The organism is Sulfurospirillum sp. hDNRA2 (genome assembly GCF_024206095.2).
GTDB lineage: Bacteria > Campylobacterota > Campylobacteria > Campylobacterales > Sulfurospirillaceae > Sulfurospirillum.
Genome location: NZ_CP159800.1, coordinates 812278 through 834210, shown reverse-complemented (window position 1 = coordinate 834210; position 21933 = coordinate 812278). Strand labels below are relative to the sequence as shown.

Here is a 21933-nt window from a genome sequence, read left to right as displayed (position 1 = left end):
TTATCCTTTCCTAAAACGGTACGTAAAGCGCGTCGACGTGTCCGAAGCCACGCTGACCTCAACGTCGTTACGATCGCAAATCTCTTTGACGATATTGAGCCCTAAGCCAAAACCGCCGCGAACGTCGTTTTCACGGTAGTATCGGCTGAAGAGATTTTCAAGGGACTGAATCGTATCGCCGACGTTTTGTACTTCAAAGACGACGAACGCCTCTTGCGCGTAAAGCTTGACATGTACGTTTTGTTTTTCGTAACTGTATTTTATCGCATTGGAGATATTGTTGTCGCAAATACGCTGCAACTCGATCTCGTTGAAAACGATAAAAAGATCGGGGCTTATGTCGGTACAAAGCGTCAGCTTGTTTCCTTCGGCAACATCTTCAAAATAATGCACCCTCTCTTGTAAAAACGATGAAAAATCGACCATCGATTTGGCATAGACGACATGATCTTTTTTTGCCACGTACGCCAAATCTTCGTAAATATTGTCCAGCACCTTCACCGCCGCTTCGATTTTGACGAGGTAAGGGTTTTTCTCAAATTTGAGATTGTACAAATCGATGTTCATCAAAATAATCGAAAGAGGCGTATTGATCTCGTGGATCGCATTTTTCACAAAACGGTCTTGCGTTTCCAAGAGCTCTTGCGTATAGGCGACCGAGCGTTTGAGCTCTTCGGTCTTTTGCTCGATGATCGCCTCCAAGTTGGTATTGAGCTTTGCTAGATCGTCGTTTTTACCGTGAATCTCCTCGATCATCGCGTTGGCGTGGTTGGCAATCTCGCGAAATTCCCGAAAACGCATCTTTTCCGTATCGATAAAACGGTAACTCTGCGCCGCTTCTTTAAACGACGCGACGATCAAACGCACTTCGCGCGCCATCAACTCATTGACGTAGCGGTACTCGATCGTACTGATCATATACATCACGAGTGCCAACGCATAAATTTTGACCATAAAGTCGATGATTTTATCTTTGTACTCTTTGTGCTTATGCTCCAAAACGACCTCAAGCGAATGTGCCGCTTCGACGCTGTTTCCAAGCGTTAACAATGTCGACGGGTACGATGCTTCGATGCGTTCGATCTCTTTTTGGTAAGCAAAATATTCGTTCGCGATAATCAAACAAGCAAAAATAAAAACAAACAAGCCCGCAAACAAAAGTGCCATAAAATTGATTTGGCGGATGCTTTTATTGGTTTTATCTTGCCATAACATGTAAGAGCCTTTGGAAAAACAATTTCGTCCCTATTTTACCTTATAAAAGCCTCGCTCAAACCTATTTTGGTATAATTTAGCCCAAATACACGAAAGACGGAGCGCAAAATGAAACTAAGATTACCCGCCGAATGGGAAGAACAAGAAGCTCTCATCGTCGTTTTCCCTCCCAAAAAGAGCGACTGGGCGCACTCCATCGAAGCAATTCATCAAACGTATCTCACGTTTATCTCGACCGTCGCGCGCTTTCAACCGTGCATCGTCGTTTGCGAAGATAAACAACACCTTGCCAACATTTTGCCCACGCTTCAAAATATCACGCTGGTCGAAATGCTCACGAACGATACGTGGATACGCGATTTTGGAGGCATCAACGTTTACAAAAACCATCAACGCCGTACCTACGACTTCATCTTCAACGCATGGGGCAATAAATTTGACGCAAGTATCGACAACACGATTACCAAACGCCTTTTTGAAGAGGGCTTTTTAACAGGAAAGCTCAAAAGCATCGATTTCGTACTGGAAGGCGGAAGCATCGAAAGCAACGGACATGGCGTGATGCTTTCGACCGCATATTGCCTTTTTGAAGAGAACCGCAACGCACACCTTTCAAAAAAAGAGATCAAAAAAACGTTGATTAAGCTTTTCGGACTCAAAGAGTTGATTATCTTAAAGCACGGCGCGCTTATGGGCGACGACACCGATTCGCACATCGATACGCTGGCACGCTTTTTAAACAAAAATACGATCGCTTACGTGAAATGCTACGACAAAGAAGACGAACACTACGACGAACTTAAAAAGATGGAAAAAGAGCTCAAAAAAACCTCTTTCGATCTCGTTCCGCTGCCTTTACCTTCGGCGAAGTTCTTTAACGACCACCGTCTTCCCGCGACGTACCTCAATTTTATTTTAATCAACAACGCGGTTTTAGTACCGCTTTACAACGACGCCTACGATACCAAAGCACTTAAAACGTTTGCGCGCTATTTTCCTGAGCGTGAAATCGTCGGCATCGACGCTTCCGTGTTGATTCGCGAGCACGGCAGTTTGCATTGCGCTTCGATGAATATTTATAAAAAGAAGGATAACCTCTCGTGACACTCCAAAAAAAAGCAACCGTCGTCTCCAGTGCCACGGCAAGCGTTTTAATTATCGTCAAACTTTTTATCGGCTTGATGAGCGGCTCCGTCGCCGTTTTGGCTTCGGCGATCGATTCGGTTTTAGACCTTATCGTCTCCGCCTTCAACTATTTTGCGATTTTAAAATCCGAACAACCCGCCAATAAAACGTTCAATTACGGTAAAGGCAAAATCGAAGCCTTAGCCGCCGTGATCGAAGGTACGGTCATTAGCGTTTCGGGACTTTTTATTTTTTACACGTCGATTAAAAAAGCGATCGTGCATGAGCCTTTGGAATATTTGGGAAGTTCCATCCTCGTAATGGCAATCTCTTTGGTGTTGACGATTGCGTTGGTCGCATTTCTCAACTACGTTGCGAAAAAAACGCGCAGTATGGTCGTCAAATCCGATGCGCTTCATTATCAAACGGACGTTTTAAGCAACGGTGCTATTTTAATTTCGCTCGTTCTTATCCAAATAACGCACTTTGAGCTGATCGACTCGATTATGGGCGTGGTTATTTCGATTTATATTATTCATTCGGCGTACGAGCTCATTAAAGACGGCGTGTATATTTTGCTAGACGCCTCGTTGGACGAACAGATCGTAGAAGATATTCGCAACATCATCGTCGCGGAGAAAGAGATTAGCGATTTTCACTACCTGAAAACTCGTAAATCCGGCAATACCAACTTCGTCGACGTTCACTTGGTTTTTAGCCCCGGTATTTCGCTTTTACGCGCGCACCACGCGGGAGATCGCATCGAAGAGAAGATCAAAGAGCTGATCCCAAACGACGAATGGGTCATCACCGCACACCTTGATCCTTACGACGATTCGGAGATGAACGATCGCGTGTCGTCGTTCAAGATCGACGAAGACCTTTAGCTAAACAACAAGGTCACGCGGTATCCGATGAAGGCTAAAACCCAAGCGATGATCGTCGTAAAGACGAACAGATACGCCAAATATTTATAACCGCCGCTCTCTTTCGTAAAAACGATGGAAGCGGCAAGGCACGGCAAATAAAACATCACGAAGATCATAAAAGAGACCGCCGAAGCCAAAGGTATTTGCTTTTGAAGCTCCGCAATGAGACTTTCGTTGCCCTCGTCCACGCCCGAACCGAGCGCATACAAAACGCCTAAGGTCGAAACGACGACCTCTTTAGCCGCCAATCCTGACTCCAAGGCGACCGTCATTTTCCAATCAAATCCCAACGGGGTAAACAACCAATCGGTCGATTTTCCGATTTTGCCTAAGAAACTTTTTTCCAGCAAAACTTTGGACTTTTCGTTTTCGTACTCGACTTTTAAAGCCTCGTCGCTTGCTTGTTCGATTTTCTGATCGAAAGAGGCTTCAAGGTCGGGATATTTGGGATAGTTGCTCGCAAACCAAATCAACAAAGATGCCGCTAAAATAAACGTTCCCGCTTTTTGAAGGTACATAATCGCCTTGCTTACGACCGTATGCCAAATGAGCTTCAACGAAGGCAGGCGGTATTTGGGCATTTCCATGACGAACGGCTCGTCTGCACCCTTAAAGACGAATCGTTTCAAAAATTTTGCCGCCAAAAGCCCGATAAACGCTCCGGCAAGATAGATCGCAAACAAAGCGTTACCCGCATGTTCTTGCCCGAAAAACGCTCCGGCGAACAACACGTAAACCGGAAGTTTCGCCCCACAACTCATAAACCCGATGATAAAAAGCGTAATCAGCCGATCTTTATCGTTTTTGAGCGTGCGCGCGCTCATATACGCAGGTACCGAACAACCAAAACCCGTAACAAGAGGAATAAAGCTTTTGCCGTGAAGTCCGAAACGGTGGAAAAATCCGTCCAGTAAAAACGCAACGCGCGCCATATATCCGGTCGTCTCCAACAAAGCGATGCCTAAAAATAAAATGACAATATTGGGTAAGAACATCACCACCGCACCCACGCCCGAAATTGCGCCGTCAGCGATAATAGAGCCCAGCTCGCCCTCTCCGAAAACCGTTTTGGCGTAATTGCCCAAAGCAACGAAAAAAGCATCGATCCAATCCATCGGAATCGAGCCTAGCGTAAACGTTAACTGAAACAAACTCCACATTAAAAAGAAAAAGATGGGAATACCGTAAACGGGGTGAATTAACACGGCGTCGATTTTTTGCGTGAGCGTTTGCGAGGTGCATTTTTTACAACTTAACGTCTCAACGACCGCGCCTTTGGCAAATGCGGCGCGTTCTTCGGCAAAAATTTCGGCGACGTCTTTCGTCTCGTAGTGAACGTAAAGATGCTCTAACGCCTCTTTCAAGAACGAAGAGAGCTCGACCCAAATCGGCTCTTCGTGCATCTTGCGGTAAGTTGCGGTATCTTCTTGTAAAAGCCTCAGGGCGATTTCGCGCGACGAAAGGCGAGACGCATAATGTTTGCGGTCTAAAAACGAAGCAAGCTTGCCGATTTCTTCTTCCACGACGTCGCTGTAAATCAGTTTTGATTTTTCAAGCGGGAAAAGCGAAACGTCGATGGCGCGGTTGAGCAACTTACCGATGCCTCTTTTCGTTGCGGCGGAGACTTTGACGCACGGCACGCCCAAAATAGAACTCAGTTGTTCATGATCGATGCATTGCCCTTCTTTGTGGGCTTCGTCCATCATATTGAGTGCGACGATCATTTTTTTGCCGAGCTCCAAAAGTTGTGTCGTCAAATACAAATTGCGCTCTAAATTGGTCGCGTCGACCACGTTAATAATCAAATCGTAATGCTCGTTTTGTAAAAAGTCTTTGGTCACGCGTTCGTCTTGCGTGTAGTCGTTGAGCGAGTACGTGCCGGGTAAATCGACGATTTTAATCGAATGCCCTTGCGCACTAAAATTGACTTCGGCTTTTTCGACCGTAACACCCGAAAAATTGCCGACCTTAAGCCTCGCATCGGCAATCGAGTTGATGAGCATGCTTTTGCCGACATTGGGTTGCCCCACAAGGGCGATAATCAGCTCGTTCATAGCGTCTCGATTCCGATGCGTTTGGCCTCTTCAAAACGCAGTGCCAAAAGTGTCGTACCGACTTCGATCTCCATCGTACTTTTTGCCATACTCATGGCTTTCACTTCCAAAAGACTTCCTTTTCGAAGACCCAACGAAAAAAGCCGCTGCTTCAATTCTCCCTCGGCGTCGATTTTTTTGACTTTGCCTTTTTCTCCGGCATTGAGATCCGAGAGTGCTTTCATAGTGTTCCTTCTTGATAATACTCATCAAAATTCTAAATTAAAACCGATTAAAAGCTCATTAATGTATAATTAACTCCTATAACCTAAGCGCACAAGAGGATTTTTTATGAAAGTCGGACTCATCCAACACGCCATTGAAAGCACGTCAGAAAAAACCATAGCTAAGAGCGTTTCCCTCATCCAAAAAGCCGCTCGTGAGGGCGCAGAGCTTGTCGTTTTGCAAGAACTCCACCAAGACCGCTACTTTTGCATCAACGAAGACGTAGCGTGTTTTGACCTTGCCAGTAACTGGGAAGAGGACATCGTTTTTTGGTCTAGCATCGCCAAAGAAAACAAGGTCGTTTTAGTCACCTCACTGTTTGAAAAACGCTCCGCCGGTCTGTACCACAACACCGCCGTCGTCTTTGAAAAAGATGGCACGGTAGCAGGCAAATACCGCAAAATGCACATCCCCGATGACCCAGGATTTTACGAAAAATTCTACTTTACCCCCGGTGACATGGGCTATAACCCCATCCAAACCAGTGTCGGCAAATTAGGTGTTTTAGTCTGTTGGGATCAATGGTACCCCGAAGCCGCCCGTTTGATGGCGTTAAAAGGTGCTGACATGCTCATCTACCCCACCGCCATCGGTTGGTTTGACGAAGACATGGAAGATGAAAAACGAAGGCAATGCGACGCATGGGAAACTGTACAACGCGGACACGCCATCGCAAATGGCTTACCCGTCATTAGCGTGAATCGCATCGGCAAAGAAGCAGACAACCACGGTGTACTTGATGGCATCCGCTTCTGGGGTAACTCCTTTGTAGCAGGCCCACAAGGCGAGATCATCGTGCGTGCAAGTCACGACCAAGAAGAAGTGCTCATCGTCGAAGTCGATCTTGAAAGAGGCGAACACGTCAGACGCATCTGGCCGTTTTTACGTGACCGAAGAATCGAGACATATGGAGATTTGACGAAGCGATTTATTGATTGAAACCTTTTTACATGTAAAGATTTTAGACTTTACATGTAAACCTTTGGAGTGAGCATGGAACTGGTTTATTTGTGGGTTGAAGAGTATAAAAATATCAAAAATCAGGGGTTTAATTTTTCGCCTAGGTTTACATGTAAGTATGATAAAGATAAAAACGAACTCACGATTGAAGAAAAAAAAGACTACGTTTCTATCTTCCCTGACAATATTAATGTTACGGCGATTGTCGGGGAAAATGGAAGTGGGAAAAGTAGCCTCTGCGAAGAAATCCTTAATATTGTATCGACAAAAATTTTAGTTATTAGGCTCAATAATACTTTCTATGTTCACAAAAAAGACGATGTTACAATAAACGTTAAATATGAAAAAAGAAATTTGAAATTGTTTCATATAGTATATTTGCATACTGATATTCTCAAATACGACCTTATCAAGAATTGGACTGAATACGCCAATCTAGGTACTAAAGGCTCAAACCCTTTTTACACAATGCTCAAAGACAAGTCACAATCGTTACTCCATTTAGACAAATTTCGCAATAAATTCTATCTGCTGATATTTCAATATTTTGGTAAGTTTCAACAAGCTCCTTTTGTATTTCAACCCAAAAAAGTTGTTTTACTATTTAGTTCAAACAATGATAGTGCCCATATCAAGAATAAATTAATAGAATTTGAGCAACAGGAAAAACTTAAAGATTTTGATATAGAAAAGTACATTGAATTTCTTAAAAAGATAGAGCCACTCTTAGGCGAGCATAATGATATTACTAATTTATATAATGCAATATTGAACCAAAGTGAGATTTTTTTCAGCTTGATAAAAATTGGGATTTTAGAAATTAATTTTTTTGATGATAAAGAAAGAGATTTTTTTCAACTAAGTCAAGGAGAAAGAAAAGCTTTTATAGATAGTCTCATACTTTATAATGAAATTTCTGCAAGTAAAAAAAATGATATGCTTATTTTAGTTGATGAACCTGATTTATCATTACATCCTGAATGGCAAAGACGATATCTTTTTAATTTATTAACATTAGTCGAAACATTCAAATCAAAAAAATTTCATTTTATTATATCTTCACATTCGCCCTTTATTCTCTCAGATATTCCAAAAGAAAATGTTATTTTTTTAGAAAAAGGTAAACAAGCTTATCCAAACATTGAAACTTTCGGAGCAAATATCCATACTCTGCTTTCTCATAGTTTTTTTATGAAAGATGGGCTTATGGGCGAATTTGCGAAAAGTAAAATCAATGAAGTAATTGACTATTTAAACGGTAAAAAGTCTCCCATTACAGACGATGACGAAGCACAAAGGTACATTCGCATCATCGGTGAGCCTATCGTCAAAAGGCAATTACAGCGTATGCTTGATAGCAAAAAATTAGACAAGATGAAAGAAATTGATGCGCTTAAAAACCAAATAGAAAGCCTCCAAAATCGCTTAGACAATTTGGAAAAGAAACCATGATAAAAATTGCCACACCAAATTTGGAAGAGTTGGCGCACAAGCATTTTGAAGCACTGAAATCAAAAATAAAATTTCCTACATGTAAATATTCTCTTGAAGAAGTCATCACCGCAAAACCTGAAAAACTGCATGAAATTGCCATGACTTACAAAGGCGATACTACTTTTAATTTTATGATAAATCTATACGATAATTTTTGTGATAAAAAGAAAGAATATGACGCCTACGATTTAGCGCAATCTCTTAATGTCACTGTTTGCCCGTATTGCAACCGCAATTATACGTTTACGGTTCGCTCCAAAAATGGCTCAACGCGACCGCAATTTGACCATTTTTACGATAAAGCGACCTATCCTATCTTGGCATTGTCGTTTTACAATCTCATTCCCAGTTGCCCTACATGTAATACAAGTATGAAAGGAACAAAGCAATTTTCACTTACGACGCACATTCATCCTTACGTTGAAGGCTTCGATGACAAAGCTCGTTTTGCTTTACATGTAAAGGATAGTTCGTTTTATTACGATGAAAAAGGGTTTGATTTAGAGCTTAGTTCAAACGACGCAAAAGCCAAAAAAAACATCAAAGATTTTGCGTTGGAAGAGATTTATAAAAACCACAAAGACATCGTCCTAGAACTCATCCAAAAATCCATTATGTACAATGAAAGCTACATCGAAGAGCTGATGAAAAACTACGAGGGAACGCTCTTTAAAAACGAAGAAGATTTACTGCGCCTTATTTTTGGTGGATACATCAGCGATGAAGATTTGGGCAAGCGCCCGCTTTCCAAACTCACTAAAGACATCTTAGAGCAGTTAGAGATCGTCTAAAACCGCTTTTTTCGATCTCGCGTATGGTTTCTTGGCTACTCGTTTGTAGGTGTTTTGGGTGACGTTGCGGCAATTTTTGCGCTATACATTATATTTTAAATTATATTACGGTAGAATATGTTTCATTGCACTAAGGAGAAGCACGATGAGTGAAGTTTACGCTATCTTTTTGTCCGCCGTTTTTTCAAGTTTTGTCGTCACTTTGGGCATCGCAACGCTCATCAGTGCGGTATATGTCCTGACGTATAAATGCTTTGCATCGTATATTTCGTTTGACAAAATCGCACAAGCCGGAAAGAAAAAATAGCAACGCATCGCGATGATTGCGTTAGCAATTGACAATACATATCCGTCCGTGACATAATTCTCACATGTATTAAGTTTTGGCTTGATAGACACACTAAAAGGATTGCATATGAAGATTAGCGCACGAAATCAAATTTTAGGAAAAATCGTCGAAGTGAAAAAAGGACCCGTTAACAGTGAAGTGATCGTCACTCCCGCTAGCGGCGAAAAAATTGTTTCCGTTATTACCAACGATGCGGTTGAAATGCTCGGCTTGAAAGCGGGGAGCGAAGTGGTCTGTATTTTCAAAGCGCAAAGCGTTTTACTGGCAAAAGCCGACATCGCATTGGCAGTTAGCGCACGCAATAAAATCAAAGGAACGATCACAGAGATTAAAAACGGAGCGGTCAATTGTGAAGTCGTTATCACGACGCCAGCGGGTATCGTCGTTACCGCCGTCGTTACCGAAGATGCGAAACAAGAGCTCTCTTTGGCAAAAGGCGATAGCATTTACGCTATCATCAAAGCTTCCAATATTTTAGTCGGTGTTAATTAACAAACGTTTTCGTAGGCTCATACGTTTTAAAGTACCACATCAGCGCAAACATCAGCCCTGATGTGGTCGCGATACTCTCGTCGAACATAAATTCGATCGTTTTTTCCCGCTTCAAATAAATCACTTCGATATTTTCATTGTCGATTCCGCCGCCTTCGCTCACTTTCATACTTTCATCTAAAACGACGTAATAAAGCGTCTGACGACCGCCCGCAAAACCTACCGCCGTGTAAAACGACGAAATTTTTTCTATTTTACCTAAGGGTACGTCATAGCCCGTCTCTTCTAAAATCTCTTCTTGCGCGATTTCGATCAGGCTTTTGTCTTTATCGACGATGCCCGCACACAACTCGTACGTAAAGCCGTCATGATTTTTCAGATAGATGGAAGGGCGAAACTGTTTGACGAATACAAAAGAGTCTAAGGCTTTATGATAAAGTAAAATGGCGACGCTGTTATGCGTATCGACGATATCCCAACGTTTTTCGACATTGTTGTGCATGTAGTACATGCTTTTGGGTTTAATATAGCACGAGTCGATACACTCCTCGATTTTGAGCACTTCAATCGTATGGTCCATCGCTTAAATCCAGCCTTTTTTCTTAAAAAACAAGATAGGCGTAATCGCCGAAAGTACCATCAAAAAGAGTGAAAAGGCATATCCGTATTGCCAATCAAGTTCGGGCAAAACTTTAAAGTTCATTCCGTAAATACTCGCGATCAACGTCGGCGGTAAAAAGATAACGTTCATAATCGTAAAGATTTTAATGACTTTATTTTGCTCGATGTTCAAAACACCCACGAAAATGTTTTGCAAATAATCGAGCCTTTCAAAATTAAATTCGGTATAGTCGATCAAGGACTTAATATCCTTAAGCATGATGACGATGTCGCCTCGAAGCGAACTGTCGTCGTATTTGTTCGATTTTAAAAAAGAGGTTAAGATGCGTTGCTTATCCATCAAGTTTTCGCGAATATTCATATTGAGATCTTCAAACGAGGAGATTTTCTCCAACATCTCTTCATCATCGTTCGTATAGTCGGTAAAAACGTGTTTACGCAAACGTGTGATGTCTTTGGAAAGTTTTTCGATAATGTCGGCGTCCGCGTCGATTCTGATGTCTAAAAGTTGCGAAAAGATGTAGTAACCGTTTTTAAATTCGCGCGGGGCATAGTAAAAGCGTTTACTAAATTCTTCAAAGGTTTTGAGCTCTTTATAGCGAATAGAGATCAAAAGATTGCCCTGCAAAATAAACGAAACCGTTTCGTTATGCGCACTATCGTCGTTGGCGATCAAAAAGAAACTGTTGATTTCGATTTTTTTATCTTCTTCCCAATAACGAGACGAGATCTCGATCTCTTCGGACTCTTGTTTGGTCGGGAAATCGATCCCGAACGTATGTTCGACAAAGACGATCTCTTCGCTGGTCGGAAGTAACATGTCAAGCCAAACGACTTTGCTTTTTTTATCTTCGTTATCGTCGAATTCGCTTAAATCCGTAATGACTTCTAGCTTATTGCTGTTTTTAAAGAAACATCGTATCATGGACTCTTCTTCTCTTTTTTTTAAAATTCTATCGCAAAACGGTTATCGTTTGCTTACATGTCACTTTTTTTATCGAACGGATACGCGTATTCGAAATTCTCTTCTTGTACGGGAGGCACATGTTCTTTTAACGCCGTTTCAACCTTGTTTTTCAGTGCTTTAGTATACTCTAAAAATCCGCGAAGATCGTTACCGCTTAAAGCACTTTTAGCGATTTTGACGACGCTTGCGGGATTAATAGCGACATTATTACGGTAAAGTCCAAAATGCAAGTGCGGTCCGCTACTAAGCCCCGTATTGCCGACGTAGCCGATAACTTGCCCCTGTTTGACGACTTGCCCGCTACGAAGCCCTTTGGCAAAACCGTTAAGATGTCCGTAAAGCGTTTTGTAACTGCCGTCGTGGTTGACTTCGATCGTATTGCCGTACCCGCCTTTTTCGCCGACAAAATTCACGCGTCCGTTACCCGCCGATTTGACGGGTGTTCCCACGCTTGCGGCATAGTCGATACCTAAATGCGCACGGTATTTCTGTAAAATGGGATGCCAGCGCATCAACGTAAATGGCGAAGAGATACGCGTATAATTGACGGGCGTACTGAGCAAGAAATTTTCGAGTTCCTGACCTTTAGCGTCGTAATAACTCTCTTTATAATAAAAAATATAGTTTTGTTTATTTTTGGTCTCGATCATCGAAACGTCGATCTTGATAGAACCGAACTGTTTTCCGAGCCTTCGTTTTTGGCGATACAGTAATACCAATTGATCGTCTTTTTTCAAATTGCGAAGATTTACGCCGCTGTCGCGAAACGATTGCGCGAATTCGTTGGCTAAAAGATTGTTTTTCGTCGCATTGACGATATCCACAAAAGGAGAATTTTGAATGTCAAGAACCAAAGCATGCTCTTCCAACTGCACGGCTATCGGCTCTATCTCCATGATAAACTGATCGTTTTTTTGCTTGATATGCATCTGAAGCTCTTCACCGATCGGAATCAGCACTTGCTCTAAAGCACTCGTATCGCTATTGCGGAGGACTTGGTATTTGATGCCGGCGATAATCTCGGCGGCCAATTCTTGCTCTTCTTTATCCAAACTGTAGTAAATCGATGAAGGAAGTTGATTGTGTTCTAGAAACGTTAAGAAAGTTTCGCCTTTAGGCCATTTGAGCTCTTCTAAATAAGCCGCGGCGGAGAAGGATAGCAGTAGCAGCCACGCGATGATTAGTTTAGTCATTGTCCCTCCTCGTCTGGATGGATTTTAGCGGAACAAATCTTACAAAACGCCTAAGAAAGCCTAGCAAAATCCCTAAATTTTTCTCCGATTGCCGCTTCGAACCCTCAAGAATACCCCGTCCATAAAGCGTTATGAAAGAACTCTATAGTATAATCATTGGCAAAAAATAAAGGGTTAGTTTGCCCTTCAAGGAGTTCGTATTGAATAAGCTCGTTTTAGCTCTATCTTTTTTGGTGTTATGTACGTTTGCGCAAGCTCAAACCCTCTTTAAAGAATACAAGACGAAGGTTCTTGAGACGTCCGACACCCAAGTCGTCATTGCCGATTCTCCGGAGATTGTTATAGGTGCGAGCGGCGTTATTAAACACTCTTTTGATGCTAAAACGACCACGATTATTGCCCGCGGCGACGTCGTCCAAAAAGACGGTACGAAAGCCGTTTTAAAACTTGCTAAATTTGAAATGCTCTCTCAAGGCGCATTCCCCGAAGCGGGCGTCAAACCGATCGTCGGCGACGAAGTGATTATGAACTACCTGTACGATCGTGCATTGATCGTCGTTCCAAACGCCAACGTCTTTCGCGACATTACCAAAGAGTATTCGGACATTACGTGGATTCACCCCGATCTTGTTGCGGCATACCTTAGTAAACTCTATCGTCCAAACCCCGATCAATCGATTTTTCGACAAGCATGCTATCAAAACACGGCTTCTTTGATCTTCTTCGGTATCAAAGACCAAGGGTATTTCGTCGATTGCCACAATTTCAATACGATCAAAACCGTTAAAATCTCCAACTCGGGCGAAACGCAACTGCCGTTTTACGCACGCGTCAAAGACATCGAAACGTCATGGTTTAGTTGGAGTAGCTCCAAAATTAGCGACTACGATAGCTACTATAAAACGTTGATCGGAAAATAAACAATGTTAGAGACAAGTCATCTTAGCCATTTTAAACGCCTCTTAGGCGAAGAAAACGTTTACGACGATAAAGCCCATCTGCTAGCGTATTGCTACGATGCGACGCGTACGCGTTACTTACCCGACGCGGTTTTGTTTCCGCGCCATGAAGAAGACGTCGCGGCGATTTTAACGTATTGTAACGAACACCGCATCGTGATCACGCCACGAGGGGCGGGAAGCGGATTTACCGGCGGTGCATTACCCGCAAACGGCGGTATCGTCCTTGCGTTTGAAAAACATATGAACAAAATCCTTGAAATCGATATGGAAAACATGGTAGCGGTCGTGCAGCCGGGCGTTATCAACATGCACCTTCAAAAAGCGGTCGAAGAGTTAGGTCTTTTTTACCCGCCCGATCCGGCGAGCGAAGAGTATTCAACCCTTGGAGGAAACGTCAGCGAAAATGCCGGCGGTATGCGTGCGGCAAAATACGGAATTACCAAAGATTACGTGATGGCACTTCGTGCGGTACTTCCAAACGGCGAAGTCATTCGTGCGGGCAAACGTACCATTAAAGACGTTGCGGGTTACAATATCGCGGGTATTTTAATCGCCAGCGAAGGAACGCTCGCCGTAATTACCGAAATCACGCTTAAACTCATCGCCAAACCCAAAATGGCACAAACCGCCATGGGCGTTTTTCCAAGCGTCGATGATGCGATGAACGCGGTTTATAAAACGATGGCATTAGGCGTAACGCCCGTTGCGATGGAATTTTTAGACAATTACTCGATTCGTGCGGTCGAGCAAAAATTCCATAAAGGCCTCCCGATCGATGCGGGTGCTATTTTGATTACCGACGTGGACGGAAATAGCCAAGACGAATTAAGCCAACAACTCGACATTATCGAAAAAGCGTTCCATGAAAACGGCTGCTCCCACTTTAAACGTGCACAAAACGAACAAGAATCCAAAGATTTGTGGTTCGCCAGACGCAATGCTAGCCAGTCTATCACGATTTACGGCAGTAAAAAACTCAACGAAGACATTACCGTTCCGCGAAGCAAGCTTCCCGCTCTTCTTAAAGCGATCGGCGAAATTGCACAAAAATACGACGTCACGGTTCCGTGCTTCGGACACACGGGTGATGGCAACGTGCATACCAACGTGATGGTCGACGGAAGCGATCCGAAACAACTCGAAATCGGACATCATGCTATCGAAGAAATTTTCAAAGCTACCGTTGCTTTGGGCGGAACATTGAGCGGTGAACACGGTATCGGACTCAGTAAAGCGCCTTTTATGCATTTGGCGTTCAGCGATGCGGAGATGGAACTCTTCCGCTCGATCAAAAAAGCGTTTGATCCCAACAATATTCTCAATCCGTCCAAAATGGGGCTTTAGTGTTAAGCGCGAAAGAGTGTAAAGACTTTTTCAAAACCTTAAGAGACGTAGAACTAGCGCACTACGCCTCTTCTTTAAGCTTTCATACGATTCTTTCGTTGATTCCTATTTTACTCGTTACCTTTAGTATTTTCACCAAAATGCCCCTGTTTGAAGTTTACTACGAAAAGCTTCAAGGGTTTATCTTCAGTTCTTTGATTCCGACCCAACAAGACGTTATGATACGCTACTTGCGCGATTTTATGGAAAACACCGGCAATATGGGCGTCGTAGGGCTTATCTTTGTGGTGTATATCTCGGTTATGTTCTTTTTGGATTACGAAAAAATCGTCAGCAAAATCTTTGAAATTCCGACCCGTAGTTTTTGGGAAGCCCTTTCGACGTATTGGACGACCGTAACGTTAATGCCCTTGGGGCTTATCGTCTTTTTTTACGTTCAATCGTTTGTGACGAGCGACTCGCCGTTTGTCGTCAACTTGATGGCATATGCGGTCATCTGGTTACTCTTTTTTACGCTTTACAGCATCTCCGCCAAAATCAAGATTTACTTTAAAAGCGTACTGATCGCCTCGTTTATCGCTTCGTTGTCTTGGTACTGCTCCAAAATCGTCTTCGTCCTTTACGTCACTTACAACAAAACCTACCTCAGCATTTACGGCTCTTTTAGTATTTTACTTTTCTTCTTCATCTGGATTTACCTCTCGTGGTTTATCTACCTTTACGGGTTAAAACTTTGCTTTTTACTGAATCAAAAAGAGGCTCGCGCCGCTCAAGCCTAAACAGACGAACACAAGGCTTTTAAAACGAATCGCCCCCAACGATAAAAGAACAAAAAGCGCTAAAAACCATATGGGAAAATTGAGAAAATAGTGCGTTGAGGGCACGCTTAAAAACGCTAAAAGCACGTCGTCAAGAACCCCTCCGTAACCCATGACATGTAACAAAACACCCAAAGGATAAAAAGCCACGAACACAAGGCTGGTTATCGGAGTCGTTAATTGTAAAAAGGTAAAGACGGGGAAAAACGTATGCACGAGCGGTAGCATCAAGAAAAAAACACCCAAATCGACGATAAGCACTAAAACGCCTTTTGGCAACGTTCCGAAGTGATGCAAAAGCAAAAAAAGATAAAACACGCCCGCAACGGAGAACCAAAACGAAAGCGAAAACCAAAGAGAGGGAAAAAGTGCCAGTAAAAACAACGACGTCAGTCCAAGTGTTCCGAAGGATAGAAGTTTGATACCGCGGGAGAAGAGGAAAAAGCCAAAGACGCTCATCGCAAAAGCCCTTAAAAACGAAGGCATAAAATCAAGAACGACCATATAGCCAAACAAAACGCCAAAAACGATACAACTCAAATCAAACGTTGCGTTACGATACGGGAAATAGCGACTTTGAAAAAAACGATAGATCGGGCGAAGGAAGAAAAAAAGTAAAAAGCTAATCACGCCGACGTTATAGCCGCTAATCGCGATCAAGTGCGAAATACCCCATTTTTGCACCTCGTCTCGCAACTCTTTGGAAATCGGCGTGGCAAAAAAAAGCGTTTGGTACAGTTCGGCAAGCTTTTCGTTTTCGTGTTGCTCGGTAATGAAGCGATACCACGCTTTGGCATTCCACGGCGGAGCGTCTTCATAGATTTCGTAGATCGAAAGATTGGGTGCGTAAAAACCTTTCACGTAATCGTAAAAAGTGACTTTATCGACTTTTAGCTTGACTTTTACCCTACTTTGAAACGTCACGTCCATCGCACGCCACGACGTCGTGTAAACTTCCGCACCGCCTAAGTCTAGTTTGAGCTTTAAAACGTCGTAGGTTTTGCCTTTATCGTTGGTTTTACGGTAATGGTTTAAAACGGTCGCTTTTCCTACATGTAAGGATTCTTTGACCAAGCTTTGGTAACGGTAAAACTCAAAAAGCAGTGAAACAAACGCTATGCAAACGACCGCTCCCATCAAAACAAAAAACTCTTTTTTGTTCGCAAAGAGCGGTAGATCGCGCATTACAACGGCGGTAAGTCGATTTTAGCTTCGGGAGGATTGATCGAAGCGTTATACTGCACCACTTCGATCGGAATACCCATTTTACGATCCACGAAGCGCGTGCACGCTTTTTGAAAGACGAGGTTTGCCACGCCTACAGGACCGTTTCTGTTTTTACCGACGATCACTTCGGCGTCTTCTTCAGGTTTTTCAAAGAAATTGCTTTTGTACTCTTTGCCTTCCGTGCGTGCTTTTTGCTCTTTTTCTTTCTCTTCGCGAATTTTATACACGTCGTCGCGGTAAACAAACAAAATCATATCGGCATCTTGTTCGATGGCTCCGGATTCACGAAGATCGCTCAGCATCGGTCGCTTATCGCTTCTGGCTTCCAAACCTCGGTTTAGCTGAGAAAGCGCGATAATCGGAATACTCAATTCACGCGCTAAAAGCTTCAATCCTCGGCTAATATCGCTGACTTCCAAATGCCGATCACGATTGCCGCCGGAGGTCATCAACTGCAAATAATCGATAATCGCCAACGAAATTTCGGGATGTTGGGACTTGAGTTTTCGAAGTTTCGCGCGCACTTGGTGAATGTCCACCGAGCCGTTATCGTCGACGAAAAATTTGCGTTTGCTCATTTCGTCCGCCGCACGCGTCAAATGTCCCCACTGCTCGTCGTTCATGTCGCCGACTTTGAGTTTTTGAAGCGGAATCGACGTTTTAGCGCTGAGCATCCTAAGCATCAACTGCTCAGCCGGCATTTCTAACGAAAAGATCGCCACGCCGCGCCCTTCATTCAAGGCGTTTTGCGCTAAATTGAGACAAAAAGCGGTCTTTCCCATCGCCGGACGTGCCGCGACGATGATGAGATCGCCTTCTCCAAAGCCGGTCGTCAGTTTGTTGATCTCGGCAAAACCCGTGTCGACGCCGACGACGCCCGAATTACCGCGTTTTTTCATCTCGTGAATGTGCGCGATGGTCGCATGCGTCATCTCGGGCGATTCACGGAATTCTCGCGAGCTGTTTTCTTGCGTAATTTGATAGAGTTTTTGCTGAACCAAGTCCACGACGTCGCTTGAGGGAAGGTCTTTTTCGACCGCGATCTCTTTAATGTCGCTGGTTAGTTGCACCAACTCCCGCTTAATCGCTTTTTCTTTAATCTCTTCGACGTACGCTTTGGTTGCCGGAAGCGGATTGGTCGAGAGGATTTCCAACATTGCGTCTTCGTCGAATCGCCCTTGTTGATTCAGCTTTTTCTTGATGAACTCTTCATCGATCGGTAAATCTTCCCGCTCGCACGCTTCCATCGCTTCGTAAATATAGCGGTGGCTCGGTAAGTAAAAATCTTTTGCGTTCAAGTTCGCCGCGACGTCTTCAAACGTTGCGGGATTAAACAAAATAGAGCTTAAAACAGAACGCTCGATATTGATATTGTGGAGGTTATTCACGCTTTATACTCCTTGGCGGCACGTTCGACGGCTTCTAAAAAGGTATCGACCAAATTTTCTTCCTTGAGTTTGGCAACCACTTCGCCTTTGACCATCACGAGTCCTTGTCCTTTACCGAACGCTATGGCGACATCGGCATGTTTGGCTTCGCCGATGGCATTGACCACGCAACCCATTACCGAAATATTCAGCGGTGCTTTAATGTGTTTCGTACGACGTTCCACTTCCGCAACGGCATTGACGAGGTTGGCTTCCAAACGTCCGCATGTCGGGCAGGAAATGATGTTGAGACCTTCGGCTTGCACGCCGCTGTCTTTCAAAATAGCCCGCCCTACTTTGATCTCTTCTTCCAACTCTCCCGTAATCGATACGCGCAAGGTATCGCCGATACCTTCCAACAAGAGCGTTCCAAGCGCGATGGACGACTTGACGGTCGAATGAAAAAGCGTGCCCGCTTCGGTCACGCCCAAATGAAACGGGTAATCGACCAAAGGACGAAGCATACGGTACGCTTCGACGGTGCGCTCCACGTCGCTGGCTTTGAGGGAAACTTTCATATTCGTAAAGCCTAAGTCTTCAAGGTATTTGATATTATAAAGTGCCGATTCGACCATACCTTTGGAAGTCGGGCCGTACTTTTCGTCAAACTCTTTTTCCAAACTACCGCTGTTAACGCCGATACGAATCGGAATACCCCTTTCGTTGCACGCTTTAACGACCTCTTTAACGCGTGCTTTAGTGCCGATATTGCCCGGATTGATGCGAATACAATCCACGACTTCCGCGGCAATGAGTGCTAAACGGTAGTTAAAATGAATATCTGCGACCAAAGGAAGCGAACTTTGCGCTTTGATACTTTTAAGAGCGCGAGCGTCTTCTTCGTTAGGAACGGCGACGCGAACGATGTCGCATCCGGCAAAATGCAACCGACGTATCTGTTCAACCGTCGCGTCCACGTCGTGCGTTTTGGAAAACGTCATCGATTGAACGGGTATTTTGGCATCGCCGCCGATAGGCACGTTGCCGACAAAAATTTGTTTGGTTGGGTAGCGTTTTATCATGATTGATCCAACTTTATCGTACCTGAAAATTCCTTTTTCGAAACGGTCATCGACGATGAAAATCTCGAAGCGATCGCTTTGACTTCATGGAGACTCCGTGTTTCGTGCGCAATTTTTACAGGTGTTTTTAGAATAGACTTCTTTCATAACCTTTAAAATATAAAGAGTTTAAACAGAGTGCGTTAATTTTTAAAACTCAAAATTGAGTCATAGCCAAACTATGGCGATGTTTTTAGTTTTAAAAAGTGATGTGCTATGTCTCAATACTCTTATTTTCATAGGTTATGAAAGAAGTCTAATAGAAAAGATTATACACTTTTTGTTTTTAAGAAAAAGACAGAGGATCCATATCGGCTTCGACATGTAAGGATCGAAGCGCATGGGCAAATTCAAGCAATGCTTTGCTTGAGTCGCTTCTTGCTAAAAGTTCGTAACGGTATTTACCCGCGATTTTAGCGATATTCGCTTTACCGAATCCCACGACTTCGACGTTTGGAAAGTGTGTGGCAATACCTACGACGTGCTCGATGATCGCTTGAGCTTTTTCCTCTTTGGCATGCGAACTCATCAAGCGAAGCATCTTTTTAAACGGCGGATAAAGCCCCTTTCGACTCTGGGCTTCTTCGTGTAAGAATGCCTCAAAATCATCTAAATAACGCTTGAAAAAAGCGGCGTTTTTGGTTTGAATCAGTACCTCTCCGTAACCTTTACGCCCGCTTCGTCCCGCGATTTGTTTGACCAACGCCAGCGTCTTTTCTCTGGCGCGAAAATCGCTCATGGCCATTAAGGCGTCGATTCCTAAAATAACGGCAAGCCCGACGTCGTGGTAGTCGTGCCCTTTGGAGAGCATTTGCGTTCCGACCATAATGTCGATGCGATGTTCGTTAAAGCGCGTTAAAATCTCGCTTAAATGCTTTTCGGTACGCACGACGTCGCGATCGAACTGTTGAACGACAAAGCTTTCAAAGTGTGCTTGGAGTTTTTGGGCGACCTCCGCCGTTCCTAAGCGTTCGGCGATAATCTCGTCGTGACCGCAGGTCGGGCAAACGCTCGGAATCGTCTCGGCGTAATTGCAGTAATGGCACTTCAACGCGTTTGCGGCATGATGCAAGCTCATCGCAACACTGCAAAACGGACATTCGATATGCGCGCCGCACTTTTTACATGTCACGTATTTGAAGTTGGCGCGCGTCGGTAAAAAGACGACGACTTGACGGTGTGCTTTAAGCGCGTTTTGAATCGCTTGCGTCATCACGTACGAAATGCCGTGTTCGCCCTCATCGTACAAAACCCTGCTTTGCGAAGGGAAAAACGTCCCTTTGAGTCGAAACGTCGGCAGTTTTTGAAAACTTCCAAGGCTTGGCGTCGCCGAACCCAAAAGCACGCGAATGCCTAATTTTTGTCCGAACAAAAGTGCCAAGTCTTTGGCGTTATAACGCGGACGTGAGCCCGATTTGTAGCTTTCGTCGTGTTCTTCGTCAACGACGATAAACCCTAAATGCGAAAACGGTAAAAAAAGTGCCGAACGCGTTCCCGCCACGACGGCGATTTTGCCCTCAGAAAGATCGCTTAAAATCTGCTCTTTTTTCTTCGCGCTAATTTTGGAGTGCCAAATGGCGACATGGGAACCGAAATGCTTCTTCAAGCGCTCTTTCATTTGCGGGGTTAAACCGATTTCGGGAAGCAAAAAAATCGCTTGCTTGCCCTCGTCAATGCACTGTTCGAAAAGTTTCATATAGATTTCGGTTTTACCGCTTCCCGTATCTCCGAAAAGCAACAACGAAGGATGCTCTTGAATAAAATCCAACGCTTTTTGCTGTTCCGAAGAAAGCACAATCGACGTGCTCGTTTGTACCTTCAGTTCGCAAGACGCGTGCGTGTCGTAAGGAACGAACAAGGCTAAAGCTTCCCCCAAAGAACAGACGTAATACTCCGCTATAAAACGGGCAAGCTCGATGATTTTAGGAGGATAAAAAAGCTCACATGTAGATCCGATGCACTCACATGTAAAGGAGGGTTCTTCAACGCTTTCCAACACGACGCCGCGCATCGTTCGACGCGAAAGCGACACTTCCACCAGCGTACCTCGTGCAAGCGGCTCGTTGGAGCTATAGCTTAAAGGCGAAAGTGGAGATTTTAAAAGAGAGATTTGGTAGTAAAACACACGTATTTATTTGGTCAACAACGCACAATCGTTATTATTCGCGGCATTGTGTAAGCAATCAAAAATACCTGTTGCTCTCGTGTAATTAAAATCGACGAAACGCGCGTCACTGATATAATAGCGATACGTTGTGTTAGCACCGTTAGCGGATTTTTTCATCCAGTTACCGCCGGTTGCTTTAGAATAAAGCGGGTATTGAAGCATATTAACCGTTGCATTACCGTCAAACAAAGATTCATTTTCCGTATCTTGAGCCGCGTCGTCGAGAATTTGCGGATAAGCGACTGTTCCGTTAAGCATATTTTTAGCGCGTTCGTTGGCGATAGCAGAACGAATCGCCGATACGTTACTCTGACCTCGTGCTATTTTGGCATCTTCTAAAAAAGGTGCCATTTTCGGGAAAGCAACGGCACTTAAAATACCCAAAACAACGATAATAAAAACAAGTTCGATCATAGTAAATGCGGATTTCATCACTGATACCTTTTTACGTTAAGAGCGATATTTCGCTCTTA

At 43.8% G+C, this 21933-nt stretch carries 21 protein-coding genes; 10 read left to right on the top strand and 11 right to left on the bottom strand.

Features of this window, described 5'->3' with window-relative positions; genetic code table 11:
* A complete protein-coding gene (locus NL930_RS04345; RefSeq protein WP_060825574.1) occupies positions 1-1215 on the bottom strand; it encodes a HAMP domain-containing sensor histidine kinase in 1215 nt (404 codons plus the stop codon).
* A 108-nt stretch (positions 1216-1323) separates the two neighbouring features.
* Here NL930_RS04345 and NL930_RS04340 point away from each other — a divergent pair, with 108 nt between their 5' ends.
* Both NL930_RS04340 and NL930_RS04335 read left to right on the top strand, forming a co-directional pair.
* Positions 1324-2319, top strand: a complete 996-nt coding sequence (locus tag NL930_RS04340; RefSeq protein ID WP_039673062.1) for an agmatine deiminase family protein — start codon at positions 1324-1326, stop codon at positions 2317-2319.
* The gene (locus NL930_RS04335; protein WP_039673063.1) at positions 2316-3227 is read left to right on the top strand and encodes a cation diffusion facilitator family transporter; all 912 of its coding nucleotides are present in this window, start codon (positions 2316-2318) and stop codon (positions 3225-3227) included. Before NL930_RS04340 ends, NL930_RS04335 begins: the two co-directional genes overlap by 4 nt.
* Here NL930_RS04335 and feoB read toward each other — a convergent pair.
* The gene (gene feoB / locus NL930_RS04330; RefSeq protein ID WP_060825572.1) at positions 3224-5323 is read right to left on the bottom strand and encodes a ferrous iron transport protein B; all 2100 of its coding nucleotides are present in this window, start codon (positions 5321-5323) and stop codon (positions 3224-3226) included. The two genes, NL930_RS04335 and feoB, sit on opposite strands and share 4 nt — an antisense overlap.
* On the bottom strand, positions 5320-5547 hold the full coding sequence (locus tag NL930_RS04325) for a FeoA family protein (RefSeq protein WP_039673067.1): 228 nt from the start codon (positions 5545-5547) through the stop codon (positions 5320-5322). The genes feoB and NL930_RS04325 overlap by 4 nt, the downstream gene beginning before the upstream one ends.
* 106 nt (positions 5548-5653) lie before the next feature.
* Between NL930_RS04325 and NL930_RS04320 the strand changes: the two genes are divergently transcribed.
* The 5 genes from NL930_RS04320 to NL930_RS04300 all read left to right on the top strand — a co-directional run bounded on the left by NL930_RS04320 (position 5654) and on the right by NL930_RS04300 (position 9673).
* Positions 5654-6526, top strand: a complete 873-nt coding sequence (locus NL930_RS04320) for a carbon-nitrogen hydrolase (RefSeq protein WP_254375796.1) — start codon at positions 5654-5656, stop codon at positions 6524-6526.
* A 54-nt stretch (positions 6527-6580) separates the two neighbouring features.
* Positions 6581-7999 carry an AAA family ATPase gene (locus NL930_RS04315; RefSeq protein WP_254375795.1) on the top strand — a complete coding sequence of 473 codons (1419 nt, stop codon included), beginning with the start codon at positions 6581-6583 and terminating at the stop codon, positions 7997-7999.
* Positions 7996-8832, top strand: coding sequence for a hypothetical protein (locus tag NL930_RS04310; protein WP_254375794.1), 837 nt, complete (start codon positions 7996-7998; stop codon positions 8830-8832). Before NL930_RS04315 ends, NL930_RS04310 begins: the two co-directional genes overlap by 4 nt.
* Before the next feature lie 145 nt (positions 8833-8977).
* Entirely contained in the window at positions 8978-9139 is a 162-nt protein-coding gene (locus tag NL930_RS04305; protein ID WP_254375793.1) for a hypothetical protein, read from the top strand.
* A gap of 108 nt (positions 9140-9247) precedes the next feature.
* Positions 9248-9673, top strand: a complete 426-nt coding sequence (locus NL930_RS04300) for a molybdopterin-binding protein (RefSeq protein WP_039673075.1) — start codon at positions 9248-9250, stop codon at positions 9671-9673.
* Here NL930_RS04300 and NL930_RS04295 read toward each other — a convergent pair.
* From NL930_RS04295 to NL930_RS04285, 3 genes are read right to left on the bottom strand one after another with little or no spacing between them, the layout of a single operon-like run.
* Entirely contained in the window at positions 9666-10253 is a 588-nt protein-coding gene (locus NL930_RS04295) for an NUDIX domain-containing protein (RefSeq protein WP_041963586.1), read from the bottom strand. The two genes, NL930_RS04300 and NL930_RS04295, sit on opposite strands and share 8 nt — an antisense overlap.
* A 3-nt stretch (positions 10254-10256) precedes the next feature.
* Positions 10257-11219 (bottom strand): magnesium/cobalt transporter CorA, encoded by a 963-nt coding sequence (gene corA / locus NL930_RS04290; RefSeq protein WP_060825566.1) that lies wholly within the window; start codon positions 11217-11219, stop codon positions 10257-10259.
* Between the two features lie 53 nt (positions 11220-11272).
* Positions 11273-12454, bottom strand: a complete 1182-nt coding sequence (locus NL930_RS04285) for a peptidoglycan DD-metalloendopeptidase family protein (protein WP_254375792.1) — start codon at positions 12452-12454, stop codon at positions 11273-11275.
* 200 nt (positions 12455-12654) lie between these two features.
* Between NL930_RS04285 and NL930_RS04280 the strand changes: the two genes are divergently transcribed.
* The 3 genes from NL930_RS04280 to NL930_RS04270 are packed head-to-tail and all read left to right on the top strand — an operon-like array spanning position 12655 to position 15539.
* A complete protein-coding gene (locus NL930_RS04280) occupies positions 12655-13374 on the top strand; it encodes a plasminogen-binding N-terminal domain-containing protein (RefSeq protein WP_052435404.1) in 720 nt (239 codons plus the stop codon).
* A gap of 3 nt (positions 13375-13377) precedes the next feature.
* A complete protein-coding gene (gene glcD / locus NL930_RS04275; protein ID WP_254375791.1) occupies positions 13378-14760 on the top strand; it encodes a glycolate oxidase subunit GlcD in 1383 nt (460 codons plus the stop codon).
* Positions 14760-15539, top strand: a complete 780-nt coding sequence (locus tag NL930_RS04270; protein WP_254375790.1) for a YihY family inner membrane protein — start codon at positions 14760-14762, stop codon at positions 15537-15539. The genes glcD and NL930_RS04270 overlap by 1 nt, the downstream gene beginning before the upstream one ends.
* Here NL930_RS04270 and NL930_RS04265 read toward each other — a convergent pair.
* The 5 genes from NL930_RS04265 to NL930_RS04245 all read right to left on the bottom strand — a co-directional run bounded on the left by NL930_RS04265 (position 15501) and on the right by NL930_RS04245 (position 21892).
* Positions 15501-16763, bottom strand: coding sequence for a ComEC/Rec2 family competence protein (locus NL930_RS04265; protein WP_254375789.1), 1263 nt, complete (start codon positions 16761-16763; stop codon positions 15501-15503). The genes NL930_RS04270 and NL930_RS04265 overlap by 39 nt on opposite strands.
* Positions 16763-18193, bottom strand: a complete 1431-nt coding sequence (locus NL930_RS04260; RefSeq protein ID WP_254375788.1) for a replicative DNA helicase — start codon at positions 18191-18193, stop codon at positions 16763-16765. Before NL930_RS04260 ends, NL930_RS04265 begins: the two co-directional genes overlap by 1 nt.
* Entirely contained in the window at positions 18190-19254 is a 1065-nt protein-coding gene (gene ispG / locus NL930_RS04255; RefSeq protein WP_060825559.1) for a flavodoxin-dependent (E)-4-hydroxy-3-methylbut-2-enyl-diphosphate synthase, read from the bottom strand. Before ispG ends, NL930_RS04260 begins: the two co-directional genes overlap by 4 nt.
* A gap of 325 nt (positions 19255-19579) precedes the next feature.
* Complete coding sequence (locus NL930_RS04250; RefSeq protein WP_254375787.1) at positions 19580-21418, bottom strand: primosomal protein N'; 1839 nt, start codon at positions 21416-21418, stop codon at positions 19580-19582.
* A gap of 6 nt (positions 21419-21424) precedes the next feature.
* Positions 21425-21892: a type II secretion system protein gene (locus NL930_RS04245; protein ID WP_254375786.1), complete on the bottom strand. Its 468-nt coding sequence runs from the start codon at positions 21890-21892 to the stop codon at positions 21425-21427.
* Positions 21893-21933: the final 41 nt, after the last annotated feature.

Excerpts from the sequence above, each read along its gene's own strand:
- NL930_RS04345 (WP_060825574.1), bottom strand. The coding sequence starts at position 1,215 with ATGTTATGGCAAGATAAAACCAATAAAAGCATCCGCCAAATCAATTTT.
- NL930_RS04340 (WP_039673062.1), top strand. The coding sequence starts at position 1,324 with ATGAAACTAAGATTACCCGCCGAATGGGAAGAACAAGAAGCTCTCATC.
- feoB (WP_060825572.1), bottom strand. The coding sequence starts at position 5,323 with ATGAACGAGCTGATTATCGCCCTTGTGGGGCAACCCAATGTCGGCAAA.
- NL930_RS04325 (WP_039673067.1), bottom strand. The coding sequence starts at position 5,547 with ATGAAAGCACTCTCGGATCTCAATGCCGGAGAAAAAGGCAAAGTCAAA.
- NL930_RS04320 (WP_254375796.1), top strand. The coding sequence starts at position 5,654 with ATGAAAGTCGGACTCATCCAACACGCCATTGAAAGCACGTCAGAAAAA.
- NL930_RS04315 (WP_254375795.1), top strand. The coding sequence starts at position 6,581 with ATGGAACTGGTTTATTTGTGGGTTGAAGAGTATAAAAATATCAAAAAT.
- NL930_RS04310 (WP_254375794.1), top strand. The coding sequence starts at position 7,996 with ATGATAAAAATTGCCACACCAAATTTGGAAGAGTTGGCGCACAAGCAT.
- NL930_RS04305 (WP_254375793.1), top strand. The coding sequence starts at position 8,978 with ATGAGTGAAGTTTACGCTATCTTTTTGTCCGCCGTTTTTTCAAGTTTT.
- NL930_RS04300 (WP_039673075.1), top strand. The coding sequence starts at position 9,248 with ATGAAGATTAGCGCACGAAATCAAATTTTAGGAAAAATCGTCGAAGTG.
- NL930_RS04295 (WP_041963586.1), bottom strand. The coding sequence starts at position 10,253 with ATGGACCATACGATTGAAGTGCTCAAAATCGAGGAGTGTATCGACTCG.
- corA (WP_060825566.1), bottom strand. The coding sequence starts at position 11,219 with ATGATACGATGTTTCTTTAAAAACAGCAATAAGCTAGAAGTCATTACG.
- NL930_RS04285 (WP_254375792.1), bottom strand. The coding sequence starts at position 12,454 with ATGACTAAACTAATCATCGCGTGGCTGCTACTGCTATCCTTCTCCGCC.
- glcD (WP_254375791.1), top strand. The coding sequence starts at position 13,378 with ATGTTAGAGACAAGTCATCTTAGCCATTTTAAACGCCTCTTAGGCGAA.
- NL930_RS04265 (WP_254375789.1), bottom strand. The coding sequence starts at position 16,763 with ATGCGCGATCTACCGCTCTTTGCGAACAAAAAAGAGTTTTTTGTTTTG.
- ispG (WP_060825559.1), bottom strand. The coding sequence starts at position 19,254 with ATGATAAAACGCTACCCAACCAAACAAATTTTTGTCGGCAACGTGCCT.
- NL930_RS04245 (WP_254375786.1), bottom strand. The coding sequence starts at position 21,892 with ATGAAATCCGCATTTACTATGATCGAACTTGTTTTTATTATCGTTGTT.